At 67.4% G+C, this 25,022-nt stretch carries 22 protein-coding genes; 8 read left to right on the top strand and 14 right to left on the bottom strand.

What is annotated here, in order from left to right:
* Window positions 1-17: 17 nt before the first annotated feature.
* Window positions 18-569, bottom strand: coding sequence for a TIGR03086 family metal-binding protein (locus ACJH6H_RS22565; RefSeq protein WP_020103331.1), 552 nt, complete (start codon window positions 567-569; stop codon window positions 18-20).
* Between the two features lie 174 nt (window positions 570-743).
* Between ACJH6H_RS22565 and ACJH6H_RS22570 the strand changes: the two genes are divergently transcribed.
* A complete protein-coding gene (locus tag ACJH6H_RS22570; protein ID WP_061010623.1) occupies window positions 744-1,772 on the top strand; it encodes a zinc-binding dehydrogenase in 1,029 nt (342 codons plus the stop codon).
* Between the two features lie 30 nt (window positions 1,773-1,802).
* Window positions 1,803-2,831 (top strand): alcohol dehydrogenase, encoded by a 1,029-nt coding sequence (locus tag ACJH6H_RS22575; protein ID WP_064857962.1) that lies wholly within the window; start codon window positions 1,803-1,805, stop codon window positions 2,829-2,831.
* 58 nt (window positions 2,832-2,889) lie between these two features.
* On the opposite strand, the gene ACJH6H_RS22580 is transcribed toward ACJH6H_RS22575, so the two are convergent.
* From ACJH6H_RS22580 to ACJH6H_RS22600, 5 genes are read right to left on the bottom strand one after another with little or no spacing between them, the layout of a single operon-like run.
* Complete coding sequence (locus tag ACJH6H_RS22580) at window positions 2,890-4,317, bottom strand: dihydrolipoyl dehydrogenase family protein (RefSeq protein WP_406775854.1); 1,428 nt, start codon at window positions 4,315-4,317, stop codon at window positions 2,890-2,892.
* Window positions 4,317-5,237: an NADP-dependent oxidoreductase gene (locus ACJH6H_RS22585; protein ID WP_064857981.1), complete on the bottom strand. Its 921-nt coding sequence runs from the start codon at window positions 5,235-5,237 to the stop codon at window positions 4,317-4,319. The genes ACJH6H_RS22580 and ACJH6H_RS22585 overlap by 1 nt, the downstream gene beginning before the upstream one ends.
* A 5-nt stretch (window positions 5,238-5,242) precedes the next feature.
* A complete protein-coding gene (locus tag ACJH6H_RS22590; RefSeq protein WP_064857982.1) occupies window positions 5,243-6,073 on the bottom strand; it encodes an alpha/beta fold hydrolase in 831 nt (276 codons plus the stop codon).
* An 11-nt stretch (window positions 6,074-6,084) separates the two neighbouring features.
* Window positions 6,085-6,804 carry a hypothetical protein gene (locus ACJH6H_RS22595; RefSeq protein WP_061007335.1) on the bottom strand — a complete coding sequence of 240 codons (720 nt, stop codon included), beginning with the start codon at window positions 6,802-6,804 and terminating at the stop codon, window positions 6,085-6,087.
* Between the two features lie 9 nt (window positions 6,805-6,813).
* On the bottom strand, window positions 6,814-7,677 hold the full coding sequence (locus ACJH6H_RS22600; RefSeq protein WP_061007336.1) for an alpha/beta fold hydrolase: 864 nt from the start codon (window positions 7,675-7,677) through the stop codon (window positions 6,814-6,816).
* A 160-nt stretch (window positions 7,678-7,837) separates the two neighbouring features.
* Between ACJH6H_RS22600 and ACJH6H_RS22605 the strand changes: the two genes are divergently transcribed.
* On the top strand, window positions 7,838-8,659 hold the full coding sequence (locus ACJH6H_RS22605) for an alpha/beta hydrolase (RefSeq protein WP_346415124.1): 822 nt from the start codon (window positions 7,838-7,840) through the stop codon (window positions 8,657-8,659).
* Here the strand turns inward: ACJH6H_RS22605 and ACJH6H_RS22610 are convergent.
* A complete protein-coding gene (locus ACJH6H_RS22610; RefSeq protein ID WP_406775855.1) occupies window positions 8,646-9,101 on the bottom strand; it encodes a winged helix-turn-helix transcriptional regulator in 456 nt (151 codons plus the stop codon). The two genes, ACJH6H_RS22605 and ACJH6H_RS22610, sit on opposite strands and share 14 nt — an antisense overlap.
* A 54-nt stretch (window positions 9,102-9,155) precedes the next feature.
* Between ACJH6H_RS22610 and ACJH6H_RS22615 the strand changes: the two genes are divergently transcribed.
* On the top strand, window positions 9,156-11,858 hold the full coding sequence (locus ACJH6H_RS22615) for an AAA family ATPase (RefSeq protein WP_346415125.1): 2,703 nt from the start codon (window positions 9,156-9,158) through the stop codon (window positions 11,856-11,858).
* Window positions 11,859-11,964: 106 nt separating this feature from the next.
* Here the strand turns inward: ACJH6H_RS22615 and pheT are convergent, their stop codons facing one another.
* From pheT to ACJH6H_RS22630, 3 genes are read right to left on the bottom strand one after another with little or no spacing between them, the layout of a single operon-like run.
* Window positions 11,965-14,451 (bottom strand): phenylalanine--tRNA ligase subunit beta, encoded by a 2,487-nt coding sequence (gene pheT, locus ACJH6H_RS22620; protein WP_406775856.1) that lies wholly within the window; start codon window positions 14,449-14,451, stop codon window positions 11,965-11,967.
* Entirely contained in the window at window positions 14,451-15,494 is a 1,044-nt protein-coding gene (gene pheS, locus ACJH6H_RS22625) for a phenylalanine--tRNA ligase subunit alpha (RefSeq protein WP_212814116.1), read from the bottom strand. The genes pheT and pheS overlap by 1 nt, the downstream gene beginning before the upstream one ends.
* A 56-nt stretch (window positions 15,495-15,550) precedes the next feature.
* Entirely contained in the window at window positions 15,551-16,453 is a 903-nt protein-coding gene (locus tag ACJH6H_RS22630) for an adenylate/guanylate cyclase domain-containing protein (RefSeq protein WP_212814114.1), read from the bottom strand.
* A 203-nt stretch (window positions 16,454-16,656) separates the two neighbouring features.
* Here ACJH6H_RS22630 and ACJH6H_RS22635 point away from each other — a divergent pair, with 203 nt between their 5' ends.
* Window positions 16,657-17,685 (top strand): oxygenase MpaB family protein, encoded by a 1,029-nt coding sequence (locus ACJH6H_RS22635; RefSeq protein WP_212814112.1) that lies wholly within the window; start codon window positions 16,657-16,659, stop codon window positions 17,683-17,685.
* A 4-nt stretch (window positions 17,686-17,689) separates the two neighbouring features.
* Window positions 17,690-18,931 carry an acyl-CoA dehydrogenase family protein gene (locus ACJH6H_RS22640; RefSeq protein WP_212814110.1) on the top strand — a complete coding sequence of 414 codons (1,242 nt, stop codon included), beginning with the start codon at window positions 17,690-17,692 and terminating at the stop codon, window positions 18,929-18,931.
* Between the two features lie 7 nt (window positions 18,932-18,938).
* Here the strand turns inward: ACJH6H_RS22640 and ACJH6H_RS22645 are convergent, their stop codons facing one another.
* The 4 genes from ACJH6H_RS22645 to infC form a co-directional block, all read right to left on the bottom strand.
* Window positions 18,939-19,679: an RNA methyltransferase gene (locus ACJH6H_RS22645; protein WP_212814108.1), complete on the bottom strand. Its 741-nt coding sequence runs from the start codon at window positions 19,677-19,679 to the stop codon at window positions 18,939-18,941.
* 41 nt (window positions 19,680-19,720) lie between these two features.
* Window positions 19,721-20,110, bottom strand: a complete 390-nt coding sequence (rplT, locus tag ACJH6H_RS22650) for a 50S ribosomal protein L20 (protein ID WP_406775857.1) — start codon at window positions 20,108-20,110, stop codon at window positions 19,721-19,723.
* Window positions 20,111-20,152: 42 nt separating this feature from the next.
* Complete coding sequence (gene rpmI, locus ACJH6H_RS22655) at window positions 20,153-20,347, bottom strand: 50S ribosomal protein L35 (protein ID WP_020103309.1); 195 nt, start codon at window positions 20,345-20,347, stop codon at window positions 20,153-20,155.
* Between the two features lie 69 nt (window positions 20,348-20,416).
* A complete protein-coding gene (infC, locus tag ACJH6H_RS22660; RefSeq protein ID WP_082981636.1) occupies window positions 20,417-21,016 on the bottom strand; it encodes a translation initiation factor IF-3 in 600 nt (199 codons plus the stop codon).
* Window positions 21,017-21,276: 260 nt separating this feature from the next.
* Here infC and ACJH6H_RS22665 point away from each other — a divergent pair, with 260 nt between their 5' ends.
* Both ACJH6H_RS22665 and lysX read left to right on the top strand, forming a co-directional pair.
* Window positions 21,277-21,636, top strand: a complete 360-nt coding sequence (locus ACJH6H_RS22665; RefSeq protein ID WP_212814105.1) for a DUF1844 domain-containing protein — start codon at window positions 21,277-21,279, stop codon at window positions 21,634-21,636.
* 51 nt (window positions 21,637-21,687) lie between these two features.
* A complete protein-coding gene (lysX, locus tag ACJH6H_RS22670; RefSeq protein WP_212814103.1) occupies window positions 21,688-25,020 on the top strand; it encodes a bifunctional lysylphosphatidylglycerol synthetase/lysine--tRNA ligase LysX in 3,333 nt (1,110 codons plus the stop codon).
* Window positions 25,021-25,022 lie beyond the last annotated feature (2 nt).

Consider the following 25,022-nt stretch of genomic DNA (forward strand, 5'->3'; position numbering starts at 1 on the left):
TACTGCGCCTTCTGGAGTCACGCAACGTGTTGTCGCGGATGACGCCCGGTGAAAGCGACCAAGCGATCAAGAGCCTCGGCATCGGTGGTTACCGGTACCTGAGGGTCGAACCCCGCAGTACGCCGACTGTCCGGGGTGATGATGCGCTGTGCAAGCGAGAGCACGAAGTCGGCGTGTGCGGCGGCGACAGCCAGCGGGCGTGCCAGTGCCTGCGCGAAGTCCCAACCGTGCACCACCAACTCGACCGACAGCACTCCCAACGCCAGGTGCGCAGGCATGACCCTGCCGGCGAACATCGCGTCGCCTTCCGTGCCCCGAGCGCGCCAGGCGTCGATCACCGAATTCGTGGTCTGCGAGATGCGTGTCCCGATGCCCGCGTTCTGCGTGACGAAAACCTGCGCCCCAGCCGCCTCGCCCACCATTGTCACAGTTCCCGCCAGATGATCCGCCAGCGCGGCCACATCGAATCCCGGGCAGGGCGTCGGCAATCGCACACTCTCGCCGACGGCGGCGGCCAGCACCGGGAGAATCGCAGCCAATGCCATTTCAGCGCTCGACAATTCGTTCATGCCGGTGATTCTCGCCGTGCATCGCGAAGCGCGGCATAAGTAATCTGACTGCCGGCCGCGGCGGACAACGCTTGCCAACCTGGCCAGATCACTTGGAAGACCGTCACGCCCGCCGCACGCCAAACGACGGTCACCGTGCGGATACCGCGATTCGGTCCGGGTTGATGTCCTGACGTGGTGACGGCATATCGGGCGTATCAGGTGACCGGACAGCGGCAATTCACCCTCGTGGAACGGGAACTTCGGGAGCCGGACCATGGGCAGGTCCGCATCCGCGTGTTGGCCTGCGGGGTGTGCCACAGCGACGTGCTCGCCGTGGAGGGGCAGCGAACCGACCCGCAGGAACCGGTGGTGCCGGGACATGAGGTGATCGGCATCATCGACGCTGTCGGCACCGGCGTCGATCCACGCTGGCAGGCCGGTGACCGCGTCGGAGTGGGGTTTCTCGGCGGGCAGTGCGGGCAGTGCGACTTCTGCCGCCGCGGAGACTTCGTCAACTGCAGTGATCAACCACAGCCGGGTACCACCACAGACGGCGGCTATGCCGAGATCATGTACGCCCGGTCCACCGGATTGGTCCGTGTCCCAGACGGTTTCGACGCGCTCACCGCAGCCCCGCTGCTCTGCGCGGGTGTCACAGTGTTCAACGCGATACGCGCCGCTGGGCCACCGCTGAACAGCTTGGTGGCGATCCAAGGCATCGGCGGGCTCGGCCATCTCGGCATCCAGTACGCAAAGAAGATGGGATTCCAGGTCGCCGCCGTCGCGCGCGGCACCGGGAAGGAGGAGCTGGCAAAGACATTGGGCGCCGACCATTTCATCGACAGCTCGACCGAACATGTCGCATCGACGCTCAACGCACTCGGCGGTGCCGCCGCCGTCATCGCGACGGCGTCGAGCGGACCGTCGATGGCCGGGTTGGTCGCCGGACTGCGGCCCCGCGGACGTTTGGTCGTTGTCGGGGCATCCCCCGAGCCGCTGCCTGTTCACACATCCGACCTGATCTTCGGGGGCCGCAGCATCCTCGGCAGTCTGACCGGTTCTGCGATCGACAACGAAGACAACCTGGCGTTCAGCCTCACGCACCAGATCGCGCCGCTCGTGGAGCCCATGCCTTTCACCGAAGCACCCCGTGCGTATGACCGGATGATGTCCGGCCGCGCCCGGTTCCGCGTGGTGCTCGACGTCGCCACCCCCGCCTGATCCGTTTCTGTCGCAAAAGGAGTCACATTCATGGTCGCCACATACCGCAGCGTCGAGGTCACCGAACCCGGTGGTGCAATCACACTCACGGACCGGCCGGTGCACGAACCCGGCGACGGCGAGGTGTTGGTCCGCGTCGAAGCCTGCGGCGTGTGCCATTCGGACTCTCAGATCGCCGCGGGCCACCTGCCCGGCACGGTTTTTCCGGTGACGCCCGGTCATGAGGTCGCCGGTCACATCGTGGCGGTCGGGCCCGGAGTGCTCGACTGGCAGATCGGCGACCGCGTCGCGGTCGGCTGGTTCGGGTATTACTGCGGGAGCTGTTCCCGCTGTCGCCGCGGTGATTTTGTGCACTGCACGCGCTCGAAGGTGACCGGGGCCGGGTTTCCGGGCGGCTATGCCGAGATGCTGCTCGTGCACCAGTCCGGACTGGCACGGATCCCCGACGCCCTCACCGCCGTCGAAGCCGCACCACTCGCGTGCGCCGGAGTGACGATGTTCAATTCGCTGCGCCACAGTGGTGCACGCCCAGGCGACGTGGTCGCCGTCTTGGGCATCGGCGGACTGGGTCACCTGGGCGTGCAGTTCGCCGCACGCATGGGATTCCGGACCGTGGCCATCGCACGCGGCGCCGGAAAGGCCGATATGGCTTATCAATTGGGCGCTCACCATTACATCGATTCGACCGCCGCCGACGTGGCCGCCGAACTGCGCAAGCTCGGTGGCGCGCGGGTGGTGGCGGCGACGGCCACCAATCGGACCGCGATCAGCGTTGCGGGCGACGGCCTCGCGCCACACGGTGAGGTACTCACGCTTGCCGTGCTCGCCGAACCACTCGACATCACTCCGCTACAACTGATCAACGCCTCAGGCACCATTCATGGGCATCCTGCCGGTACCGCAGCGGATACCGAAGACACCCTGGAATTCGCTGCCCTGCATGGCATTCGGCCGTGGGTTGAACCGATGCCGCTGCGGGATGCGGCCGCCGGTTACGACCGGATGATGCGCAATGAAGCGCGCTTTCGGGTGGTCCTGACGATGACCGACGCCGGGTAGTCGGTAGCGGCGGTGCCTCGCGTGGTTGCGCGGGCACCGCCCGCACCGGGCAATGCGCTCAGGCCAATAGTCCCAGTAGCTGGTTGAAGCACTCCGACATCGAAGGGTGCGTGTAGATCTCGTCGCGCAGTGCACGCGCGGTGATACCGTGCCGCATCGCCAGTGCGACGATGTTGATCACTTCGTGGGCGTCATGACACCACAGTGTGGCGCCGAGAATCTTGCCGGTGGTGGCATCGACGACGACCTTCATCATTCCTTCGGTCTGTTCGACGATACGTGCACGGGCCACGGTTGCGAGATTTGCGACCGGACTTGCGGCGACGAGGACGTCGTGACCCGCATTGCGCGCCTGCGACTCGGTCAATCCCACCCGGGCCAGCGGCGGGGTGAGGAAGAGACACGTAGGTACTGCCGTTCGCTGCGACGCCCGCCGAGGTTCATCGACCCCGGATAGCTGGTCGGCGACGATGCGGTAGTCATCGAGTGAGATATAGGTGAATTGGGGTCCCCCGGTGACGTCACCGACCGCAAAGATGTGTGGCACGCTGGTGCGACGGTAGTCGTCGACGACGACTGCACCCCTGTCGGTCGTCTCGACTCCCGCCCGGTCGAGGCGCAATGCAGCCGTGTTCGGGATGCGCCCGAGCGCGACGAGAACAGAGTCTGCGTCGACACTGACCGGTCGTCCATCGCTCAGGTACCGAACACGAGCCATCGGCGCGGCGCCGGGACGGAGGATCGTCTGCACGTCGACGACATCGGCGCCGGTTTGGATATCTACGCCGCGCGCGGCCAGCAGTGAACGCGCCATGTCCGCGATCTCAGGCTCCTCGCTTGCGAGCACTGCCGGATTCCTCTCGAGGACCGTGACCGAGCAGCCGAACGCGGCATACATCGACGCGAATTCGAGGCCGATGAATCCACCACCGAGAACGACGAGGCGTTCCGGGCGAGCCGCCTGATGCAACAGCTCGACGTTGGTGACGGCCACCGGACAAGCAGCCAGGCCGGGTATGTCCGCGGTGCCGGCGCGCGCCCCGGTTCCGATGACGATCTGACGAGCGCTCACCGTCACGGCACCTGCATCACAACTGACCTGCACCGTGTTGGCATCTACGAACATGGCGGTGCCGATCAGCACCGTGACCGACGGAATACTTTCCAGTGCAGCGAGGTTGGCCGCACGAAGCCCCGCGGTCAACCGCTCCGTTGCGGCAACCGCTGCGGCATAAGCCAGTTCACCCGGGAGGTTTGTCGCGGCGTTCTTCTCGCCCTGATGGACCATCGACTTCGTCGGCACGCAACCGGTGTTGATGCAGGTGCCGCCGAACATCTGCGCCGCCTGCTCGACCAGGACCACCCGTTGGCCTGTCCGGCCAACGTCACCGGCCAGCGTCTTGCCACCCTTACCGAAACCGATGACGAGCAGATCGGCTTCGATCGCCGTGCTCTCCACGACGTCGGTTCCAGCTTCGTTCGCCATCACAGGGTCAACACCACCTTGCCGGTCCTGACGCGGTAGGACTGCGCCTGCCCGACCTGTTCCAGCGGGAAGGTGGCCGCGATCGTCGGGACCAGCGCCCCGCGGCCGGCAAGCTCTGCCAGCGCAGTCATGCCCAGCCGGTCGGCCTCGACGAACAGTCCGGCCGGCCGGATACCTCGCGCGACAGCGTCGGCGACGACCTCCGGCAGAGACTGCGGCAGCGACGAGACCAGCGTGCCGCCGGGTTTGAGCACCTGCAGCGCCTTGCTCTGATAGTCGTTACCAACGAGGTCGAACACCACATCCACATCGCTGAGCACCGTCGCGAAATCGGTTGTGGTGTAGTCGATCACCTCGTCGGCGCCGAGGCCGGTCACTATCTCGACGTTATCGGGTGACGCCAGTCCGATGACATACGCGCCGAATGCCTTGGCGATCTGCACCGCCAGATGTCCCACCCCGCCGGCCGGGGCGGTGATCAGCACCCGGGTGCCGTCGCCGATGCCGGCGGTGTCCACCAGTGCCTGGTAGGCCGTCAACCCGGCCAGCGGCAACGCGGCGGCCTGAACATGGTCGAGGTTCGCCGGTTTCGGCACGAACACCCGAGTCGGAGCGACGACATAGTCGGCATAGGCGCCGTGCCCCAGAGGGAATGGCAACAGGCCGAACACCTCGTCACCGGGCCGGTAGAGGGTGACGCCGAAACCCACGGCTTCGACAGTGCCGGACACATCCCAGCCCAGGACGAACGGTGTCGCCCCGACGAGTACCCCGCTCTGACGGTTCATCCCGTCAACCGGGTTCACACCGGCGGCGTGCACCCGGACCAGAATCTGCCCAATTCCTGGTGTAGGACGGTCGATCTCGACCACGTGTAGCACCTCGGGCCCGCCGAGTTCGTCCTGGCTGACAGCTCTCATGGCGCTCATCCCAGGAACCGGTTGACGTCGTGCGCGAAATCCGCGATGTGCTGGAACAGGAATCCGTGGCCGGCGTCGCTGTAGAGCACCACCTTGGCATCCGGCAGTTGCTGCGACATCGCGTAGGTCGCATAGGAATTGATCATCACGTCATGGGCACCGTTGACGACCAGCACCGGCAGCTTCAGCTCCGCCAGCCGCCGGTAGTAACCACCGAATGCGGCGATGGCACCCAACTGTGCCCGATAGGTGTCCCCCTGCACCGCGGCCTGGGACTGCACCAACCGAGTGTCCAAGCGCCGCAATGAAGCCAGTCCGGCGGCACGACCCTGATCGGTTTCCGGGAAGAACAGGTACAGGTAGTCCTCATCGTCGTTGACGGGGTGGCCGAGAATCTCCCCGACCCGGGGCCCCGGGGCCGGCTGGTCCGGCACGCCTGCCGGCGTGCTACCCGCGACAACCAGTCGACGCACCAGTTCCGGCGCACGCAATGCAATACCTTGGGCGACAATGCCGCCCAGCGACCAGCCGAGCACGTCGACCTGGGTCAGTCCGAGCGCCCGGATGAACGCGATGGCACCGTCGGCAAGGCCGTCGATGGTGGTCGGCGCGTCGCCGCTGGAGAGGCTGGTCCCACGATTGTCGAAGACGATCACCTCGCGTTCGGCGGCCAGCGCGTCGAGCAGTTGTGGATCCCAGTGGTCGACCGTGCCGCGCAGGCGCATGCACAGCACCAACGGGACTCCGCCGGTCCTCCCGAATCGGCGGTAGTGGAAACGTTCGCCGTCAGGGCCCCCGACGAAGCGATCCTCTGCTTGATCGGACAAATATGTCATGGGCATTCCCTTCAGTTGACGGTGATATCGGTCAGTTCGATGGACACCACGAGTTGCTCCGGTAGCGGGTGGTTGTCGGCGTCGCGGACGTAGATCATCCGGGTGCGTGGGATGACCAGACCGCCGATCTCATCGAAATCCGAAACGTAGTGAGCGCCCGGGGATCCCCCGGCAATGTCGACCTGGTAGTCGCGACGTCGAATCAGTCCGTCGGAATCGATGTACAGGATCTGGTGGGGACTGTGGGTGGCGATCGCGTCGGGGTAGTCGACGTGCAGGGTGCGCCATTGCTGGCCGTCCTCGGTCCAGGATTCGCCCTCTGCGGTACGCACACCGGGAAAGGTGAGATTGAACGGCTCGGCCGTGTAGGTCCACATGGCGTACCCGGTGAAGTACGCCAATTGCAATGTGCTCCAAGGTGTTTCGAGAGTATGCCCGGCGAACGATGCTCTGGGATCGTCGAGCATCTCGACGATGTCCCCGGCTGTTGTCTCGATACCGACCCGTTGCGGCGTGTAGGCGGTCTTCAAATCGGGCGCAGTGAAAGGCGACAGCGAGGTGCGTTGGTCTTTGATCCAGACCGTGATCTCACCGTCGTCGACGATGCCGGGTACGGCCTTGATGTCCCAGATGGCGCCCCCGAACCGTTTGCGCGCGGTGACCGAGGTCAACTCCCGCCAACGGTCGACGCCGCCGTAGGCATTCAGCACAGAGGTGAGCAGGTCGGTCATGAATTCTCCTTAGCGGCCGAGGAATTGGCGGACGTGCTGGCCGAACTCGACCGGATACTGGTCGAGGAATCCGTGGTCTGCATCGGGATAGATGCGCAGTTGGGCGCCGCGGATCCTCTCGGCCAACAAGTAACTGTTCTTGGTCGACATCATGGTGTCGTTGTCGCCGTTGGCGACAAGCGTCGGTTGGGTGATGGCCGAAAGCCGTTCCAGCTTCGACGATTCCGGTATGCCCCAAGTCATCAGCGCCTGGTACTGCGCGTCACGACAGGCCAGAGTGGTTTCGGCGTCACGGTCGGTGTCTCGAGCGTGGGTGCGCGCCAGGTACTCCCAACCGCGCTGGACGCTCTTCTCGGAGCCGGAAAAGAAGAGCGCGATGAATCCTTCGGCGGTGATCTCGTCGGCACAGGCGTAGGCGTAGACGTCCTCGGACCACCTGTGCAGATCGGGAGCACCCTGCGGCGCCGTGCCGGCGAGCACCAGCCGGCGCGGCAATCGCGGACGCACCAGCGCGATCTCCTGGGCGATGTGACCGCCGAGTGAAAAACCGAGCAGATCAACGGATTTCAGGCCGAGCGCGTCGATGAACCGGAGGGCGTCGCGCGCCATGTCCGCGATGTTGTCGGGTGTGGCGCCAGTGGAGCCTCCGACGCCGCGCAGGTCGACGGTGATCACCTCACGGTCGGCCGCGAGCACGTCCAGGAATGCTGGGTCCCAGTAATCGAGATTGCCGCGAAAATGCTGAAGCAGCACCAGTGGCGGCACCGTGGCCGAAGGACCACCGAAGCGCCGGTAGGCGAACCGTTCACCGTCGACCTCGATGTCCAGGTTGGCGGCGTGCGCAGCGCCCACCGCGGTGGAGGCTTCCGTCATGTGGTGTCTCCCTGCTGTCGTCGTTGTCACCAGCCTGCGTTCTCGGCCCGGCTCCCGGTATCCGTCAATTGACTACGGGGGTATGCGGACGAGGGCCCGCGTGTCGCGATGGTCGTTTGACTGATGGCCGCGTCTGACAGCTGAGGCCAGACTGGCACCCATGCCATTCATCGAGGGCTCCGACGGGGCGCAGCTGTACTACAAGGACTGGGGATCCGGGCCGGCGGTGGTCTTCAGTCATGGCTGGCCGCTCAGCGCCGACGCGTGGGATGTGGAACTGAAACTCCTCGCCGACAACGGTTTCCGTGCCATCGCCCACGACCGTCGGGGGCACGGCCGGTCCGAGCAGACGTGGTCTGGCAACGATATGGACACCTACGCCGCAGACCTGGCGGCGCTGATCAACGGACTCCGATTGTCCGACGTCGTCGTTGTGGGGCATTCCACCGGAGGTGGCGAGGTGGTGCGGTACGCGGCACGCCACGGCGCCGGTCGGGTGCGCAAGGTGATCACGGTCGGCGCGGTGCCACCGGTGATGGTGGCATCAGCAGAAAACCCCGAGGGCACACCGCTGTCGGTGTTCGACGACATCCGGGCCCGCGTACTGGACAACCGATCCGGGTACTGGCGGGAACTCGCGGTGGCGTTCTACGGTTTGAACCGAGACGGTGCCACCGTCTCCCAGGGACTGATCGACCATTTCTGGCTCCAGGGCATGCAGGCGGGACTCGCATCGGCGTACGACTGCGTCAAGGCGTTCTCGGAAACCGACCTGACCGCGGATCTGCGGGCCCTCGAAGCGCCGATCCTGATCGCCCACGGCGACGACGATCAGATCGTCCCGATCCACGATGCGGCGTCGAAATCGATCGAGCTGGTGCGGTACGGCACCCTACGGGTGTATCCGGGCGCCCCCCACGGTATTCACGGCGACTACCAGCAACAGCTGAATCGCGATCTGCTGGACTTCATTCGGAGTTGAGCGAGTCGATGAGTGCCACGCCACGGGTAGGTACAGCGATGCCGTCGTGCCGACGGAAGACCACCAGTGCATGCTCGCCGGTGGATTTCTCGATGAACCGGTAGCCGCTGCGCTTGGTGGTGACCCGGTGTTTGCGACCCCACTGCCCCATCGCGGCGAGCACTGTCACCAGATCATGTCCGGCGTCGGTGAGCACGTAGCGACTGCGCGTGCGCTCGCCGGGCTCCCGATAATCCTCGACCTCCAGGATGCCGGCGGCCACCAACTCGGCCAGCCGCGCGCTGAGTACATCGGAGGCCACCCCGAGCTGCTCGCGGAATTCGGAGAACCGGGACCGCCCCAGCAATGCCTCGCGGGCGATCAGGATGGCCCACCGCTGCCCCAGCACCGCCATCGTGCGGGCTATCGGGCAGGCGTCGTCGGACCACGGGTCGGTGCGCATCCTCACACCATACCTAGGTTGGCAATGCCAATTCAGGCTGCTAGCTTGGCAACGGTGATAATCGGTCGGTCAACCGAGTTGTCAAGCGTCACCGACACGCTCGCCGCGATCTCCACAAGTGGCGCAGCGCTTGTCGTCGACGGTGAGGCCGGTATCGGCAAGTCCACGTTGCTATCGGCGATCGCCGACTGGGCGGTGGCCAACGGCTACAGCAGGCTGGGCTGTTCGGGCCTGCAGAGCCAGAGCGAAGTGGGTTTCGCCGGCATCCACGAACTCATCCACCCGGTGCTCGACCACACCCCGGCATTACCACCCCGCCAGCGCACGGCCCTGCTGACCGCTTTTGGCCTGGCCGAAGGCCCGACGCCAGATCGGCTGATGGTCAGCCTGGCGGTACTCGGACTCCTCGAAGAATCGGCGAGCCGACGCCGAATCGTCCTGATCATCGATGACGTCCAGTGGCTGGACCAGTCTTCGCTGGAGGTTCTGGCGTTCGTGGCGCGCCGGCTCAGTAATGCACCGCTGATGATGTTGTGCGCCGAACGTACGGGGCTCGATGGCGCCACCGCATATCTGGACGGTCTGCCTCGATTGTCATTGGGTCCCTTGGCTCCCGAACATGCCCGTCAACTGTTGAGCACCACCGCCCAGGACGCAGACGCCCTGCTCCAGCAACGGGTACTCGAGCAGGCAGGCGGCAACCCGCTGGCAGTCATCGAACTGTCCGGCGCCCTGAGCGAGCGCGGCAGCAGCGCCACCTTCTCCGGTGAGCCGCTGCCCACGACCCGCCGGGTCGAACGAGCTTTCCTGTCCCAGCTCGACGACCTGACCGACAACGGCCGCCTGCTGCTGCTATTGATCTCGGCCAGTGATGGCCAGCTACGTGACATCGACGTCGCAGCTGATCTTCTCGGCCTGGTACTCACCGATGAATTGGCCCCGCTGGAGCGGGCGGGCCTGATCAGGGCGGGCGGCGACCGGATCCACGTCCGCCATCCGTTGATCCGATCGACGGTCTATGGCGCAGCTCCGCTGTCCACGAGGACAGTCGTCCACCGGGCACTCGCCGACGCGACGGTGGACCTGGTCCGCGCGGCATGGCACCGCGCGGAAGCCACATTCGGCACCGATGAGCAAGTTGCCACAGCTTTGGAAGGCGCCGCGCGGCACGCCCATGCGCGCGGCGCCGGCGCCGAATCCGCCGCGGCCCTGCGCCGGGCGGCCGTGCTGTCCCCAGAACCGTCTTCTCGGGTGCGCCGGTTGACCGAAGCGGCCGAGATCGCCCGCAGCTCCGGACTGACCGCCGAGTCCATCAGCATTCTCGGCGAAGCCGAGAATCTCGGTGCCAAGCATTGCAGCGCAGAGCAATTGGCCATCACCCGATTCGTCCTCAATGCGACCGCTGCGCTATCGGGCCAGTCGGCGACCGAACTCGTGGCGCTCGCCGGCAAGTTCACGGACGGCGACGCCGCACAGCGTCGGTTGCTGTGGGCTGCAGCCATCGAGTGCCGCATGCACGGCCTCGCCGAGGAGCCCCGTCGCGACATCGTCGCGGCCATCAGCCGCCTCGATCGCGGCGCGGACGATCCGGCGGTATGCATGGCAATGGCGTTGCTGGACGACACCGGCGCGGGTCAGGCCCTACGCACCCGTCTGCCCCGGTTCGTAAACGAGGTTGCCGACGACCCCTTGCTGTTGATGGCGCTCGGGTTCGCCGCCGAGGCGGTCGCCGACCGCACGCATGCCATGCAGTGCTGGAAGCTGGTCCAGAGCAGGTCCAGGACCTCAGGGTCAGCCGCCGACGAATGCGAGAGTCAGCGCGGCGCGTCGCACCTGCTGTTGCAAGAGGGCCGAATCCAGGCCGCGGCCATCGCGGCCGAGAATGCGCTGCGGCTGGCCCGGGACATCAAGCTACCGATGACCGCGGCCTCGGCGGCGGCCACCCTGGCCCGGGTGCAGGTATGGCAGGGCCGGTTCGACCAGGCCCACGAGACCATAGCCACCGCGCGTCGACTGCTGGCTCCCGATCCCGCGATCCTGTGGCATGACGACGCGCACTGGGCAGCGGGCCTGTTGTCACTGTTTACCGCCGATCCGGCCGAGGCATTGGGACACCTGCTGAAAATGACCGGCCACAGGACATCCCAGCGGTGGGCCGTCGCCGATCTCGCCGAGGCCGCGGCCGGCAGCGACCGAGCCGAACTGGTGCGACCGCTGCTCGCGGAGATCGAGGATCAGGCGCGACAGCTGGGGACCGGCCTGGAGTTGATGCTCGCGCATCGGGCACACGCGCTGTTGGCCCAGACCGATGATGCGGCACAGGACCATTTTCTGGCAGCTCTGGCCGCCGGAGATGACGCGGACGCCGAACTCGAAACGGCCCGAACGCATCTGGCATATGGGCAATGGCTGCGCAGACAGCGCCGGATCACCGAGGCGCGCACCCATCTGTCGTCGGCGCTGGCCGTATTCGACGCCGCCGGCGCGGCACCGTTCGTCGATCGGGCCGCCGCCGAGCTGCGTGCGGCAGGCGTGGCCACCCCTGCCGGGACTCCGCGTCAGGGCCCGGCTTCCGACCTGACCTCCCAAGAACTTCAGATCGCTCAGTTGGCCGCCGCAGGGCTGACCAACAGGGAGATCGCCGACCGCATCTACGTTTCACACCGAACCGTTGCGGCCCACCTTTACAAGATGTTCCCCAAGCTCGGCATCACCAACCGCAATCAACTGCACACCGTGTTGGGCCAACAACAATGATCTGACAGATGCCTACGATGCGCACGCAGCTCCGGCGAGCGGCCCCAAAATGCACGCCGCAGGCGGCGTGTCTGCGTACAAACACGCCCGCTCGCGGGAAGTTGAACTAGCGGCGGTGCTCGGCGCCGAGGCGCTCGGTGGCCAGGGCCACCGCGGCGTCGCGGGCCGCGCTGGCCTCGTCCTCGGTCAGCGTCCGGTCGGGCGCCCGGAACCGCAGGGCCACGGTCAGGGACTTGCGCCCCTCCCCGATCTGCGGGCCGGTGTAGACGTCGAACAACCGCGCGTCATCGAGGAGATCGCCGGCGCCCTCGCGCACGACATCGACCACGGCCTGCGCCGCCACGTCGTCGGCGACAATGAGGCTGACGTCCTGGAACACCGCCGGGTACGGCGACACCGACGGCACGATGGCGCGCTCGATGACCGGGATGGCGTCCAGGTTCAGCTCCACGGCGCAGGTGCCCTTCGGCAGGCCCGTGCGTTCGATGACGGCCGGGTGCAGCTGGCCGGCGTGGCCCACGACGGTGTCGCCGACAAGCACCTCTGCGCAGCGGCCGGGATGCCACGGCAGTTCCTGAGCCGCGCGCAGCGTCAGCTCGACGCCGCAGGCCCGGGCGATGATCTGCACGGTCTCCAGGGCGTCGGTGGCCTCGACCGCACGACCCGGGCCCCACGGGCCCGCCGGCTCACGCAGGCCCGTCAGGACGGCGGCGACGTGCAGCGGCTGGTACGGCAGCGCCTCGTCGATCGCGGCCAGTTCGGCGTCGGTCGGACGCCGGTCCACCGGGATGGGCGCGAGCGCCTTGGTGTGCGGCGTGGCCTGGACGACCTGCTCGATACCGAACAGGGCGACGTCGGCCGCACCGCGAGACACGTTGCGTACCAACGCCTCCAGCAGGCCGGGCAGCAGCGTGGTGGCCAGCGCGGGCCGGTCGGCCTCGAGCGGGTTGAGCACCGAGATGGTGGCGCGGCGCGGGTCGTCGGCCGGCAGGCCCCAGGCGTCCAGCACGCCGGCGGGCAGGAACGGTGTCGGCAACACCTCGACGAAACCGCCCAGCGCCAACGACTTACCGATGGCACGACGGCGCTGCTGCGCCGCCGTCAGACCGCGGCCGGCGGGCGCCTGCGGCAGCACCGACGGGATGGCATCGAGCCCTTCGAGCCGCAGCACCTCCTCGACCAGATCGGCGGGCTGCTTCATATCGGGCCGCCAGCTCGGCGGCACGACGGTGGCGGTCGCGCCGGACACCGTGACGTGCGCGCCGATCTGCATGAGGCGGCGGGCCGTGGTGCCGTCCGGGTAGCTGACGCCGGCGACGCGGTCGGGCAGGTCGACGGAGATGGTCACCGGCGGCTGCGACCAGTCCGGCGCGGTGTGCTCGGCACGCCAGTCGGTGAGCGTGGGTTCGACGGTGCCACCGGCGATCTCGGCCAGCAGCGCGGCGCAACGGTCCAGCGCGGCGCGGGAGATCGCCGGGTCGACGCTGCGCTCGTAGCGGCGGCTGGCCTCGCTCACGAGGTGCAGGCGGCGCTGGGTGCGCGACACCGCGGCCGGGTCCCAGACCGCCGCTTCCAGCAGCACGTCGGTGGTGGTGTCGCGGACCTCGGTGGTACCGGCGCCCATCACGCCGCCGATGGCCGCGGTGGCCACGTCGTCGACGATCAGCACGTCGCCCGGATCCAGTTTGCGCTCGACATCATCGAGGGTGACGACGGTCTCCCCCGGCTTCGCGAAGCGCACGTCGAAGCCACCGGTGATCAGCTTGCGATCGTGGGCGTGCATCGGGTGGCCGAGCTCGAGCATCACGTAGTTGGTGACGTCGACGGCCGGTGAGATGGCGCGGATGCCGGACAGCAGCAGGCGGCGCTGCAGCCACCACGGCGACACCGCGGCCGGGTCGATGCCGACGACCGGACGCAGCCCGAAACGCTGCACGCCGGTGCCCGGCTGGACCGTCAGCGGCCAGGCCTCGCCCTCGGCGGGCAGGGGCGGCACGTCGGCGGGGTCGACGAAATCCAGGTCGAAGGCGCAGGCGATCTCGCGTGCCATGCCGCGGATGGAGAGGCAGTAGCCGCGGTCCGGGGTGATGGCGAGGTCGAACACCACGTCGTCCAGCCCCAGCACCTCGGCGCCCGACGCACCGGGCTCGGCGGTGCCCGGGGGCAGCACGATGATGCCGGAATGGTCGGAGCCGAAGTTCAATTCGGCCGCCGAGCAGATCATGCCGTCGGACACCCGGCCGTAGGTCTTGCGCGTGGCGATCTTGAAGTCACCGGGCAGCACGGTGCCCGGGAGCGCCGCGACCACGAGGTCGCCGACAGCGAAGTTCCGTGCCCCGCAGACGATGTCGCGCGGCTCGGCTTCACCCACGTCGACCTTGCAGGCGCGGATGGGCTTCTTGAACTCGGTCAGTTCCTCGATCTCGACGACGCGGCCGACCGTCAGCGGACCGGTGACCGGCCCGGCGGCGATGACGTCCTCGACCTCGTGGCCGATCCGGATGAAGGCCTGTTCCAGTTCCTCCGGCGACACGTCCCAGCCGGGAGCCCCGGCCTGGACCGCTTCCCGCAGCCAGCTGTAGGGAATACGCATCAGGCACCCACCCCGAACGGCAGGGAGAAGCGCACGTCGCCCTCCACCATGTCGCGCATGTCGGGAATTCCGTTGCGGAACTGCAGGGTTCGCTCCAATCCCATGCCGAAGGCGAATCCGGAGTATTCGTCGGGGTCGATGCCGCAGGCCCGCAGCACGTTCGGGTTGACCATGCCGCAGCCGCCCCACTCCACCCAACCGGGGCCGCCCTTCTTGTCCGGGAACCAGACGTCGACCTCGGCCGACGGCTCGGTGAACGGGAAGAAGTGCGGACGGAACCGGGTGCGGCCCTCGGGGCCGAACTGGGCGCGCGCGAGGGCATCCAGGGTCCCGCGCAGGTTGGCCATGGTCAGGCCCTTGTCGACGGCCAGCCCCTCGACCTGGTGGAACACCGGGGTGTGGGTGGCGTCGAGTTCGTCGGTGCGGAAGGTGCGGCCGATCGACACGATGTAGACGGGCAGTTCGCGTTCCAGCAGGGCCCGGATCTGCACCGGCGACGTGTGGGTGCGCAGCACCTGTCGCGAGCCGTCGGGCGCGATGTGGAAGGTGTCCTGCTCGCTGCGCGCGGGGTGGTCCGGCGGGAAGTTCAGCGCGTCGAAGTTGAACTGTTCGGTCTCGACCTCGGGACCTTCGGCCAGTTCCCAGCCCATCGCCACGAAGGTGTCGGCGACGTTCTCGGCCAGGATCGTGATGGGGTGCCGGGCACCGATGGGCTGCCGCGTCGTCGGCAGCGTCACGTCGATGCGCTCGGCCACCAGGGCGGCGGCATCGCGCTCGGCGCGCAGCACCACGATGCGGTCGTCGTACGCCTGCTGCGCGGCGCTGCGCGCGACGTTGACGCGCTTGCCGGCGTCGGCCCGGTCCTCCTTGGCCAAACTGCCCAGTGCCTGACGGGCCAGCGCGATGGGCGATTTGTCGCCGAGGTGCTCGGTCTTGGCGCGAGCCAGAGCGTCCAGGTCAGCGGCCTGGTCGAAGGCGAGACGAGCGGCCTCGACCGCCGCGGTCAATGCTGCTTCCGATAGTTCTTCACCCTGCTCAGCCACCCGGAGATCATAGCGACGAGCGTCGCGCCCACCGCACTCGCCGGGACCGGCAGACCCTAGGCTTCGGCGAGCTCCCCGTCATCGGGTTCGGTTCCGGCGTCCTTGCGCGGCCTGATCCAGTACATCGCGAGGTCCTCGGGCACGCCCGATGTCTTCGGGCCGAACAGCTGCTTGCGCACCTTCTTGGGCGTCACGCCGAGGGCGTCCAGGTACTGCTGGTCGATCCGGTCGAGCGTGGACTGCGAGATGATCAGCCCGCCCTTGGTGGCCCGCTCCATGACGCGCGCCGCGATGTTGACGTCGACACCGAGCAGGTCCGACCCGATGCGCTGCGGCCGCCCGGTGTGAATGCCGGCCCGCATCTTGGGGTGATAGCCGTCGATCTCGACTTCCTTCAGGGCATCGAGCGCGCGGATGACCGACCGCAGCGCGGTCACCGGATTGCTGAACACGGCCATGGACCCGTCGCCCATGCGTTTGACGATGTGGCCGCCCGATTCCAGCAGCGGCGGTTCGAACACCTGGGCCACGCGACGCAGCAGCCGGAGCGTGGTCTCGTCGCCGACGCTCAGCGACCATTTGGAGAAGCCGACGAGATCGGTGAAGACGATGGTCACCTCGGGGTTCGCGGGCCGGCCCGACACACGTTCGGTCAGGGCCTGCCACACCTGCAGGCCGGCGAGACTCACCTCGTGGGACGCCCCGCCGCGTGGCAGAAGCCGATCGGCGGCGCGGGCCGCGGCGCTGGGGCCACCGACACCGGCCACCGACAGCGGATCACCGAAATCGGGGTCGCCGGGCAGGGCACGACGTGCCCGCCTGATGAATCCGATTACAGCCGGACTGTGATTGGTGTTCTGCAACCACCCCAACGGTCCACTTGATCCTGGCCCCGCGTGTGACGCCGGGCCGATCTCTCCCACACCGTCGGATCGTTCTTCGAACGATTCGACTTCCACGACGCCACCCTAGGTGGCGGCCCGCGGCACCGGCAACGACCGTGGCCGCGCGTCGGAAAACTGGCTGGTCACTGAGTTATGGCGACCCGATGGACGCTCTGTAACGGTCCCGGCAACACCATCGTCAAATCGTGGACAACATACGTTGTCACGATTATCGTGGCGACACAGAACCCTCGGTATCAACGTTGAGCGAGGACACCATGACCCCACGGACGACACCCGCCGCCGAACCCCTCGGGCCGGATTCGCTGACCTGGAAGTACTTCGGCGACTTGCGCACCGGCATCCTCGGCGTGTGGATCGGCGCGATCCAGAATATGTATCCCGAACTGGGGGCCGGCGTGGAGGATCATTCGATCCTGCTGCGGGAGCCGTTGCAGCGGGTCGCGCGCTCGGTGTACCCGATCATGGGAGTGGTCTACGACGGTGACCGCGCCGCCGACACGGGCGCCCAGATCCGCGGCTATCACGAGACCATCAAGGGCGTCGACCACGACGGCCGCCGCTACCACGCGCTCAATCCCGAGACGTTCTACTGGGCGCACGCGACGTTCTTCATGCTGATCCTCAAGACCGCCGAGTACTTCTGCGGCGGGTTGACCGAGGCCGAGAAACGCCAGCTGTTCGACGAGCACGTGCAGTGGTACCGCATGTACGGCATGAGCATGCGGCCGGTCCCGGAGACCTGGGAGGACTTCCAAACCTATTGGGAACACAAGTGTTCCGAAGAGCTGGAGATCAACCGGGCCACGCTCGACATCTTCACCATCCGAATCCCCAAGCCGTGGTTCGTGCTGATGCCCACCCCGGTGTGGGACCAGATGTTCAGGCCTCTCGTGGCCGGGCAGCGCTGGGTTGCGGCCGGTGTGTTCGACCCCGCCGTCCGGGAACGGGCCGGCATGCGCTGGACACCCGGCGATGAAGTGGTGCTGCGGCTGCTGGGCAAGGCCGTCGAGCTCGCCTTCCTCGCCGTCCCCGATGAAATCCGTTTGCACCCAAGAGCATTGGCGGCGTATCGCCGGGCCGCCGGGCGCGTGCCGGCCGACGCGCCACTGGTCGAGGCGCCGGGATTCATGGCCCCGCCGAAAGACCGCTGGGGCCTGCCGATGCATTATGTCCCACGTCACAAGTCGTTGATGGAGCGCGCCGGGTCACTGGTGCACACCACGTTCTCGTTGGCCGGTCTGCGTCCCGCGCGGAACCGTTCAGTGTCCGGAAAGGCTGCCTGAATAGATGCTTGATTGGTCCGACGTCGATATTGCCGTGCGCGACGCCGTTCGCGAGTTCGTGGACAAGGAAATCCGGCCGCACCTCGACGAACTCGAGGGCGGCGACATGGAGCCCTACCCGATCATCCGAAAACTGTTCGCCACCTTCGGAATCGACGTCATGGCACGGGAGGCGCTGGAGCGACGGCTGTCCCGGCTGCGGTCCGGTGAGGCCTCGGACGGCAAGCCCCGGGCGTCCGGCGGGATGTTCGGCGGCGGACCCGACCAGGCCGGCATGGGCATGGTGCTGATCAGCGAATTGTGCCGGGTCAGTTCGGGTCTGGTGACGGGCGTGGGCGTCAGCCTGGGTCTGACGGTGCCCACCATCCAGAGCCGCGGCACGTTGGCCCAGCAGGAGCGTTGGCTGCCCGGACTGGTGACCTACGAGAAGGTCGGCGCCTGGGCCATCACCGAACCCGATTCGGGCTCAGATGCTTTCGGTGGCATGAAGTCCTACGTCGTGCGTGACGGCGACGACTACATCCTCAACGGCCAGAAGACCTTCATCACCAACGGTCCCGACGCCGACGTCGTCGTCGTCTACGCCAAGCTGGACGAGGGTGACGGGGCCGACAAGCGCGACCGCAAGGTACTGACCTTCGTGCTCGACCGCGGCATGGAGGGCTTCGTCCAGTCGAAGCCGTTCCGCAAGATGGGTATTCACTCCTCGCGTACCGGCGAGCTGTTCTTCAACAACGTGCGGCTGGGCCGCGACCGGCTGCTCGGCGAGACCGAGGAGAACAAGGCCGGCGACGGCCGCGACAGCGCCCGGTCGAGCTTCTCGGCCGAACGCGTCGGCGTGGTGTCCATGTCGCTGGGCATCATCGAGGAATGTCTGCGGCTGTGCATCGACTACGCCAAGACCCGCACGTTGTGGGGCAAGGAGATCGGGCAGTTCCAGCTGATCCAGCTCAAGCTGGCCAGCATGGAGGTGGCGCGAATGAACGTGCGCAACATGCTGTTCCGCGTCATCGAGTCCGGCCAGGCCGGCCGCCAGATTCCGCTGGCCGAGGCGTCGGCGATGAAGTGGTACTGCTCGCAGGCCGCCACCGACGTCGCGATGGACGCGATCCAGTTGTTCGGTGGCAACGGCTACATGACCGAGTACCGCGTCGAGCAGCTGGCGCGTGACGCCAAGTCGCTGATGATCTACGCCGGCAGCAACGAGGTGCAGATCACGCACGTCGCCAAGGGGCTGCTCGCCTGAGGCCGGATCAGGAGTGGGCCCGGGAGCTCTCGTACAGGCAGATCGACGCTGCGGCTGCCACGTTGAGGCTCTCGGCGCTCCCCCGCATCGGGATGTGCACCCGCTGCGATGCCAGCGCCATGACCTCGTCGGGCAGGCCGTGCGCCTCGGGTCCGAACAGCCACGCGGTACGTGCCGACAGGTCGGCGGAGCGGATGTCGACGGAGGCGTCCAGCGCCGTCGCGAGCACCTCGATGCCGCCGGCCCGAATCGCTGAAACCACCGCGGCCGCATCGGGATCCACCACGACCGGCAGCGAGAAGATACTGCCCGCCGAGGACCGCAGGCATTTCCCGTTGTAGGGGTCGACGCTGTGTCCGGCGAACACCACGGCGTCGGCACCCATGGCGTCGGCGATGCGGATCAGGGTGCCGGCGTTGCCGGGCTCCGACATGCCGACCGGCACCGCCAACAAGCGCGGCCCGGACGCCAGCACATCGTCGAGCGTCACCGAAGGCAGCGCGCACACCGCGATGAGCCCGACGGGAGTGACGGTCTCCGACAACGCCTTTGCAGCCTTGTCGGTGATCACCGAGACCGGGGCGCCGTCGAGCAGCGCGCCGAAGCGTTCCAGCGCGGCCGCGGTCGCGAAGACCTCGGAAACAAGACCGCGCCGAAGCGCCGCCTCGACGAGGTTGGGTCCCTCGGCAAGGAAGCGCCCGGCGCGTTTGCGCCCGACGTGGCGCTGCAGCTTGGCCGCAGCGACCACCCGGGCAGATCGCTCGGTGAGCGCTGAGTCTGTAGTCAGACTCAGGCAGCCTCTCCGGACGGGGCGTTGACGTCGGCGGGCAGAGCGGCCTTGGCCACCTCAACCAGCGCGGTGAACGCGGCGGGGTCGCTGATCGCGATCTCCGACAGGTTCTTACGGTCGACCTCGACGCCGGCCAGCTTCAAGCCCTGGATCAGGCGGTTGTAGGTGACGCCGTTCTCGCGAGCGGCGGCGTTGATACGCGTGATCCACAGCTTCCGGAAGTCAACCTTGCGGGCACGACGGTCGCGGTAGGCGTAGGTCAACGAGTGGAGCTGCTGCTCCTTGGCCTTGCGGTAGAGCCGCGAGCGCTGCCCGCGGTAACCCTTCGAGGCCTTCAGTACTGTGCGCCGCTTCTTCTGAGCGTTCAGTGCGCGCTTCACGCGTGCCATGAGATTTCCTATCCTTCGGTGTTCAGAGGGGAGCGGGCGGTACTAGCCGGCCAGCATCTTGGCGACACGCGCGGTGTCGTTGGCAGCAACCACGGCGCGACCGTCGAGACGACGGGTGCGCTTGGTGGCCTTGTGCTCCATCAGGTGGCGGCGGTTGGCCTTCTGGCGCACGATCTTGCCGGTTCCGGTCTTGCGGAACCGCTTCGATGCGCCACTGTGGGTCTTGGCCTTGGGCATGTGTCCTCAGTTTCTTTCCATGCGGTTGCTCGCGGCGGCTGGAACCGCTGCGGGCAATCGCGACTGCTGTTACGCGGTTGCGTCAGATTCAGGTGCCGCGGGGGCCGGCCGTCCGGCCGGCGCGTCGGCGTCGTGCGCCGCCTTGGCGCGAGTCTTCGCGCCGCGGTGCGGAGCCAGCACCATCGTCATGTTGCGGCCGTCCTGCTTGGCGGACGTCTCGATGAAGCCGTATTCGGCGACGTCGGCGCCCAGCCGCTGCAGGAGTCGGTAGCCCAGTTCGGGCCGCGACTGCTCACGTCCGCGGAACATGATGGTCACCTTGACCTTCGACCCTGCTTCGAGGAAGCGGACGACGTGACCCTTCTTGGTCTCGTAGTCGTGGTCGTCGATCTTGGGACGCAGCTTCTGTTCCTTGACGACGGTCTGCTGCTGGTTCTTGCGAGACTCACGTGCCTTCTGAGCCGTCTCGTACTTGTACTTGCCGTAGTCCATGATCTTGCAGACCGGCGGCTTTGCGCCTGGCGCAACTTCGACAAGGTCGAGATCGGCGTCCTGGGCGACGCGGAGGGCATCTTCGATGCGCACGATCCCTACCTGCTCGCCGTTCGGTCCGATCAACCGAACTTCAGGTACTCGAATGCGCTCGTTGACGCGTGTCTCAGTGCTGATGGGGCCTCCCGGGTTGTTCCATTACTTGTTCAGTAGAGGTCACACCCGGCTCAGCCATCTGTTCGCATGAACAGAAAAGCCCTGCACATAGCAGGGCCCATTGCCGACCGATCACGGCTCACGCCGCCTGCGCACAACGCAGAACAGGCACAATGTGCCTGTGACCGGACCGCCAAGCCGTGAGGCCGACGGTGGGAGGTGGGACTCCACTTGCTGTCCTGACGTAAGCCAGGACGGTCGCGCATGACACTCTAGCAGTCATGACCGACCCGAACATAATGCGTGACGCCGACGAAGCCCAGGTACGGGAGCTGGCCGAGATCCCCGCCGTCGAGGTGATCACCCGCGCCGCCGTCATGCTCATGAGCGCGGCCGCCGAGAAGCTCGGGCTGGCCGACGCCGACCCCGACGAGAGCCCGCACCGCGACCTCGACGAGGCCCGGCGCCTGATCACCGCGCTGGCCGGCCTGGTGCAGGCCTCGGCCGAGTATCTGGGACTGCACGCCGGCCCGGTCCGGGACGGCCTCAAGAGCCTGCAGCTGGCGTTCCGGGAGGCGAGCGCGGCGCCCGACGAGCCCGGCCACGGTCCGGGCGAGAAGTACACCGGCCCGGTCTGGTAGCTCAGGGGCCCTGCAGACACTTCCCGGTTTCACCGCATATTGTCCGAACTTATGACGTTGACGCCGAGCAGACAGCAGCAGCGCCCGACGACATTGGGGTGGGTTCCGGCCGCGGCCGGCTGGGCCGTCGGTGTCGTCGCGACGCTGTCGCTGTTCGCCAGTCTGTCGCCGCTGATCCGGTGGATGATCCACATCCCCCGCGAGTTCGTCAACGACTACCTGTTCAACTTCCCGGACACCAGCTTCGCCTGGTCGTTCGTGCTGATCCTGCTGGCCGCGGCACTCGCCGCACGTAAGCGGATCGCCTGGTGGGTCCTGCTGATCTACATGGTCGGCCACATCGGCTGGAACGTCTACGGACTGCTGTCCGACAACTTCCCCGACGGCGACCTGACCTTCGTGGAGGACTTCGGCGAGGCGCTGGGTCTCGTGTTCCACATCGGCGTCATCGTCGTCCTGCTGCTGTCGCGGAATCAGTTCTGGGCCAAGGTCCGCCGCGGGGCGCTGCTCAAGGCGGCCCTGACCCTGGTCGCCGGCATGGCTGTCGGCATCCTGGCGGCCTGGGGACTGCTGGAGATGTTCCCCGGCCGGCCGCCGCTGGACCCCGACTACCGACTGGCGTACGCGGTGAACCGGGTCAGCGGTTTCGCCGCGGTCGGCAAGGAGGCGTTCGAGGGCGGCCATCCGCACGCGTTCCTCAACGCGCTGTTCGGCCTGTTCGGCGCCGTGGCGCTGATCGTGGCGGCGATCGTGCTGTTCCAGTCCCAGCGCGCCGAGAACGCCCTCACCGGCGAGGACGAGTCCGCGATCCGCGGCCTGCTCGAGCTGTGGGGCAAGAACGACTCGCTGGGTTACTTCGCCACCCGCCGCGACAAGGCCGTGGTCTTCGCACCCAATGGCCGTGCGGCCATCACCTATCGGGTCGAGGTGGGCGTGTGCCTCGCCAGCGGTGATCCCGTCGGCGACCCGCGGGCCTGGCCGGCGGCCATCGACGCGTGGCTGGCGCTGTGCCAGACCTACGGTTGGGCACCGGGCGTCATGGGCGCCAGCTCGACCGGCGCGGAGGCTTACCGTCAGGGTGGTTTGAACGCCCTGCAACTCGGCGACGAGGCCATCCTGCATCCGCAGAACTTCCGGCTGTCGGGCCCCGACATGCGGGCCGTCCGCCAGGCCGTCACCCGCGCCCGCCGCGCCGGGCTGACGGTACGGATGCGTCGGCACCGCGACATCAGCGCCGACGAGATGGCTCAGGTGATCGCGCATGCCGACGCCTGGCGCGACACCGAGACCGAACGCGGCTTCTCGATGGCGCTGGGCCGGCTCGGCGACGCCGCCGACGGGGACTGCCTGCTGGTGGAGGCCGTGCAGGGTGACGGCCAGGTGGTGGCGATGCTGTCGCTGGTGCCGTGGGGCAACAACGGGGTGTCGCTGGACCTGATGCGCCGCTCCCCCGCCTCCCCCAACGGCACCATCGAGTTGATGGTCAGCGAGTTGTGCCAGCGCTCGGAAGAGATTGGCGTGACCCGGATTTCGCTGAACTTCGCGATGTTCCGCTCGGCGTTCGAGCAGGGTTCGCAGCTGGGCGCGGGCCCGATCCTGCGGCTGTGGCGCGCGCTGCTGATCTTCTTCTCGCGGTGGTGGCAGCTGGAGACGCTGTACCGCTCCAACATGAAGTACCTGCCCGAGTGGGTACCGCGCTATGCCTGCTACGAAGACGCGCGCCTGATCCCGCGTGTGGGCGTCGCGTCGGTGATCGCCGAGGGCTTCCTCGTGCTGCCGTTCTCCCGCCGCGACGAACAGCCCCACACCGGCCACCACACCGCGGCCCCCAAGAACCTGATCGATTCGGGACGGCTGCATCCCGACGGCAGCGCACCCGATGTCGCTGATCTGGCGGCCGGCGCATCCGACACCGCCGAGGCCCGGCGCCTGCCCGACCAGGTCCGGGTCCGGATGGCCAAGCTGCAGGCGTTGCAGGCGGAAGGCATCGACGCCTACCCGGTGGGACAGGCGCCCAGCCACACGGTCGCCGAGGCGCTGGGGTCGGCCGCCGACACCGCGGTCTGCGTCGCGGGCCGCGTGCTGCGGTTGCGCGACTACGGCGGCGTGCTGTTCGCCCAACTGCGCGACTGGTCCGGCGAAGTCCAACTGCTACTGGACAATTCGCTGCTGACCGGCAGTACCGTGGCCGAATTCACCGGCGCCATCGACCTGGGTGACCTGATCGAGGTCTCCGGCGTCATGGGCACCAGCCGCAACGGCACTGTGTCGGTGCTGGTGCACAACTGGCGCCTGATCGGCAAGTGCCTGCGCCCGCTACCCGACAAGTGGAAGGGCCTGACCGACCCCGAGGCCCGCGTCCGCACCAGGTACCTGGACCTGGCGATCAACACCGAGTCGCGGGAGTTGATCACCGCGCGCAGCCGGGTGCTGCACGCCATCCGGGAAACGTTGGTGGGCAAGGGTTTCCTGGAAGTCGAGACCCCCATCCTGCAGCAGATTCACGGCGGCGCGAACGCGCGGCCGTTCGAGACCCACATCAACGCCTACGACCTTGACCTGTACCTGCGCATCGCGCCCGAGCTGTACCTGAAGCGGCTGTGCGTGGGCGGTGTCGAGCGCGTCTTCGAGCTGGGCCGCGCGTTCCGCAACGAGGGTGTGGACTTCAGCCACAACCCCGAGTTCACCCTGCTGGAGGCGTACCAGGCGCACGCCGACTACAACGTCTGGATCGACGGCTGCCGCGAGATCATCCAGAACGCCGCGGCGGCCGCCAACGGCGCGCAGGTGGTCATGCGCCCCGGACCCGACGGCAGCCTTACGCCCGTTGACATCTCGGGCCACTGGCCCGTCAAGACGGTGCACGACGCGGTGTCCGAGGCGCTGGGCGAGCACGTCACCCCGGAGACCGATGTGGCGACGCTGCGCAAGCTGTGCGACGGCGCGACGATCCCGTACCGGACCCACTGGGACGCCGGCGCGATCGTGCTGGAGCTGTACGAGCACCTCGTCGAAGACCGCACCGAGGCACCGACGTTCTACAAGGACTTCCCGACCTCCGTGTCGCCGCTGACCCGGCCGCACCGCAGCATCCCCGGCGTTGCCGAACGGTGGGACCTGGTGGCCTGGGGTGTCGAGCTCGGCACCGCCTACAGCGAGCTGACCGATCCGGTGGAACAGCGCCGGCGGCTCGAGGAACAGTCGCTACTGGCCTCCGGCGGCGATCCCGAGGCCATGGAGCTGGACGAGGACTTCCTGCAGGCGATGGAATACGCCATGCCGCCGACCGGCGGTCTCGGCATGGGCGTCGACCGCGTGGTCATGCTGATCACCGGGCGCAGCATCCGCGAGACGCTGCCATTCCCGCTCGCGAAGCCGCGGTAAGC

Source organism: Mycobacterium sp. SMC-21 (genome assembly GCF_045310825.1).
Taxonomy (GTDB): domain Bacteria; phylum Actinomycetota; class Actinomycetes; order Mycobacteriales; family Mycobacteriaceae; genus Mycobacterium.

Coding starts and splice junctions, on each gene's coding strand:
- ACJH6H_RS22565 (WP_020103331.1), bottom strand. CDS start 569: ATGAACGAATTGTCGAGCGCTGAAATGGCATTGGCTGCGATTCTCCCG.
- ACJH6H_RS22575 (WP_064857962.1), top strand. CDS start 1,803: ATGGTCGCCACATACCGCAGCGTCGAGGTCACCGAACCCGGTGGTGCA.
- ACJH6H_RS22580 (WP_406775854.1), bottom strand. CDS start 4,317: ATGGCGAACGAAGCTGGAACCGACGTCGTGGAGAGCACGGCGATCGAA.
- ACJH6H_RS22585 (WP_064857981.1), bottom strand. CDS start 5,237: ATGAGAGCTGTCAGCCAGGACGAACTCGGCGGGCCCGAGGTGCTACAC.
- ACJH6H_RS22590 (WP_064857982.1), bottom strand. CDS start 6,073: ATGACATATTTGTCCGATCAAGCAGAGGATCGCTTCGTCGGGGGCCCT.
- ACJH6H_RS22595 (WP_061007335.1), bottom strand. CDS start 6,804: ATGACCGACCTGCTCACCTCTGTGCTGAATGCCTACGGCGGCGTCGAC.
- ACJH6H_RS22600 (WP_061007336.1), bottom strand. CDS start 7,677: ATGACGGAAGCCTCCACCGCGGTGGGCGCTGCGCACGCCGCCAACCTG.
- ACJH6H_RS22605 (WP_346415124.1), top strand. CDS start 7,838: ATGCCATTCATCGAGGGCTCCGACGGGGCGCAGCTGTACTACAAGGAC.
- ACJH6H_RS22610 (WP_406775855.1), bottom strand. CDS start 9,101: ATGCGCACCGACCCGTGGTCCGACGACGCCTGCCCGATAGCCCGCACG.
- pheT (WP_406775856.1), bottom strand. CDS start 14,451: ATGCGTATTCCCTACAGCTGGCTGCGGGAAGCGGTCCAGGCCGGGGCT.
- ACJH6H_RS22635 (WP_212814112.1), top strand. CDS start 16,657: ATGACCCCACGGACGACACCCGCCGCCGAACCCCTCGGGCCGGATTCG.
- ACJH6H_RS22640 (WP_212814110.1), top strand. CDS start 17,690: ATGCTTGATTGGTCCGACGTCGATATTGCCGTGCGCGACGCCGTTCGC.
- rplT (WP_406775857.1), bottom strand. CDS start 20,110: ATGGCACGCGTGAAGCGCGCACTGAACGCTCAGAAGAAGCGGCGCACA.
- rpmI (WP_020103309.1), bottom strand. CDS start 20,347: ATGCCCAAGGCCAAGACCCACAGTGGCGCATCGAAGCGGTTCCGCAAG.
- ACJH6H_RS22665 (WP_212814105.1), top strand. CDS start 21,277: ATGACCGACCCGAACATAATGCGTGACGCCGACGAAGCCCAGGTACGG.
- lysX (WP_212814103.1), top strand. CDS start 21,688: ATGACGTTGACGCCGAGCAGACAGCAGCAGCGCCCGACGACATTGGGG.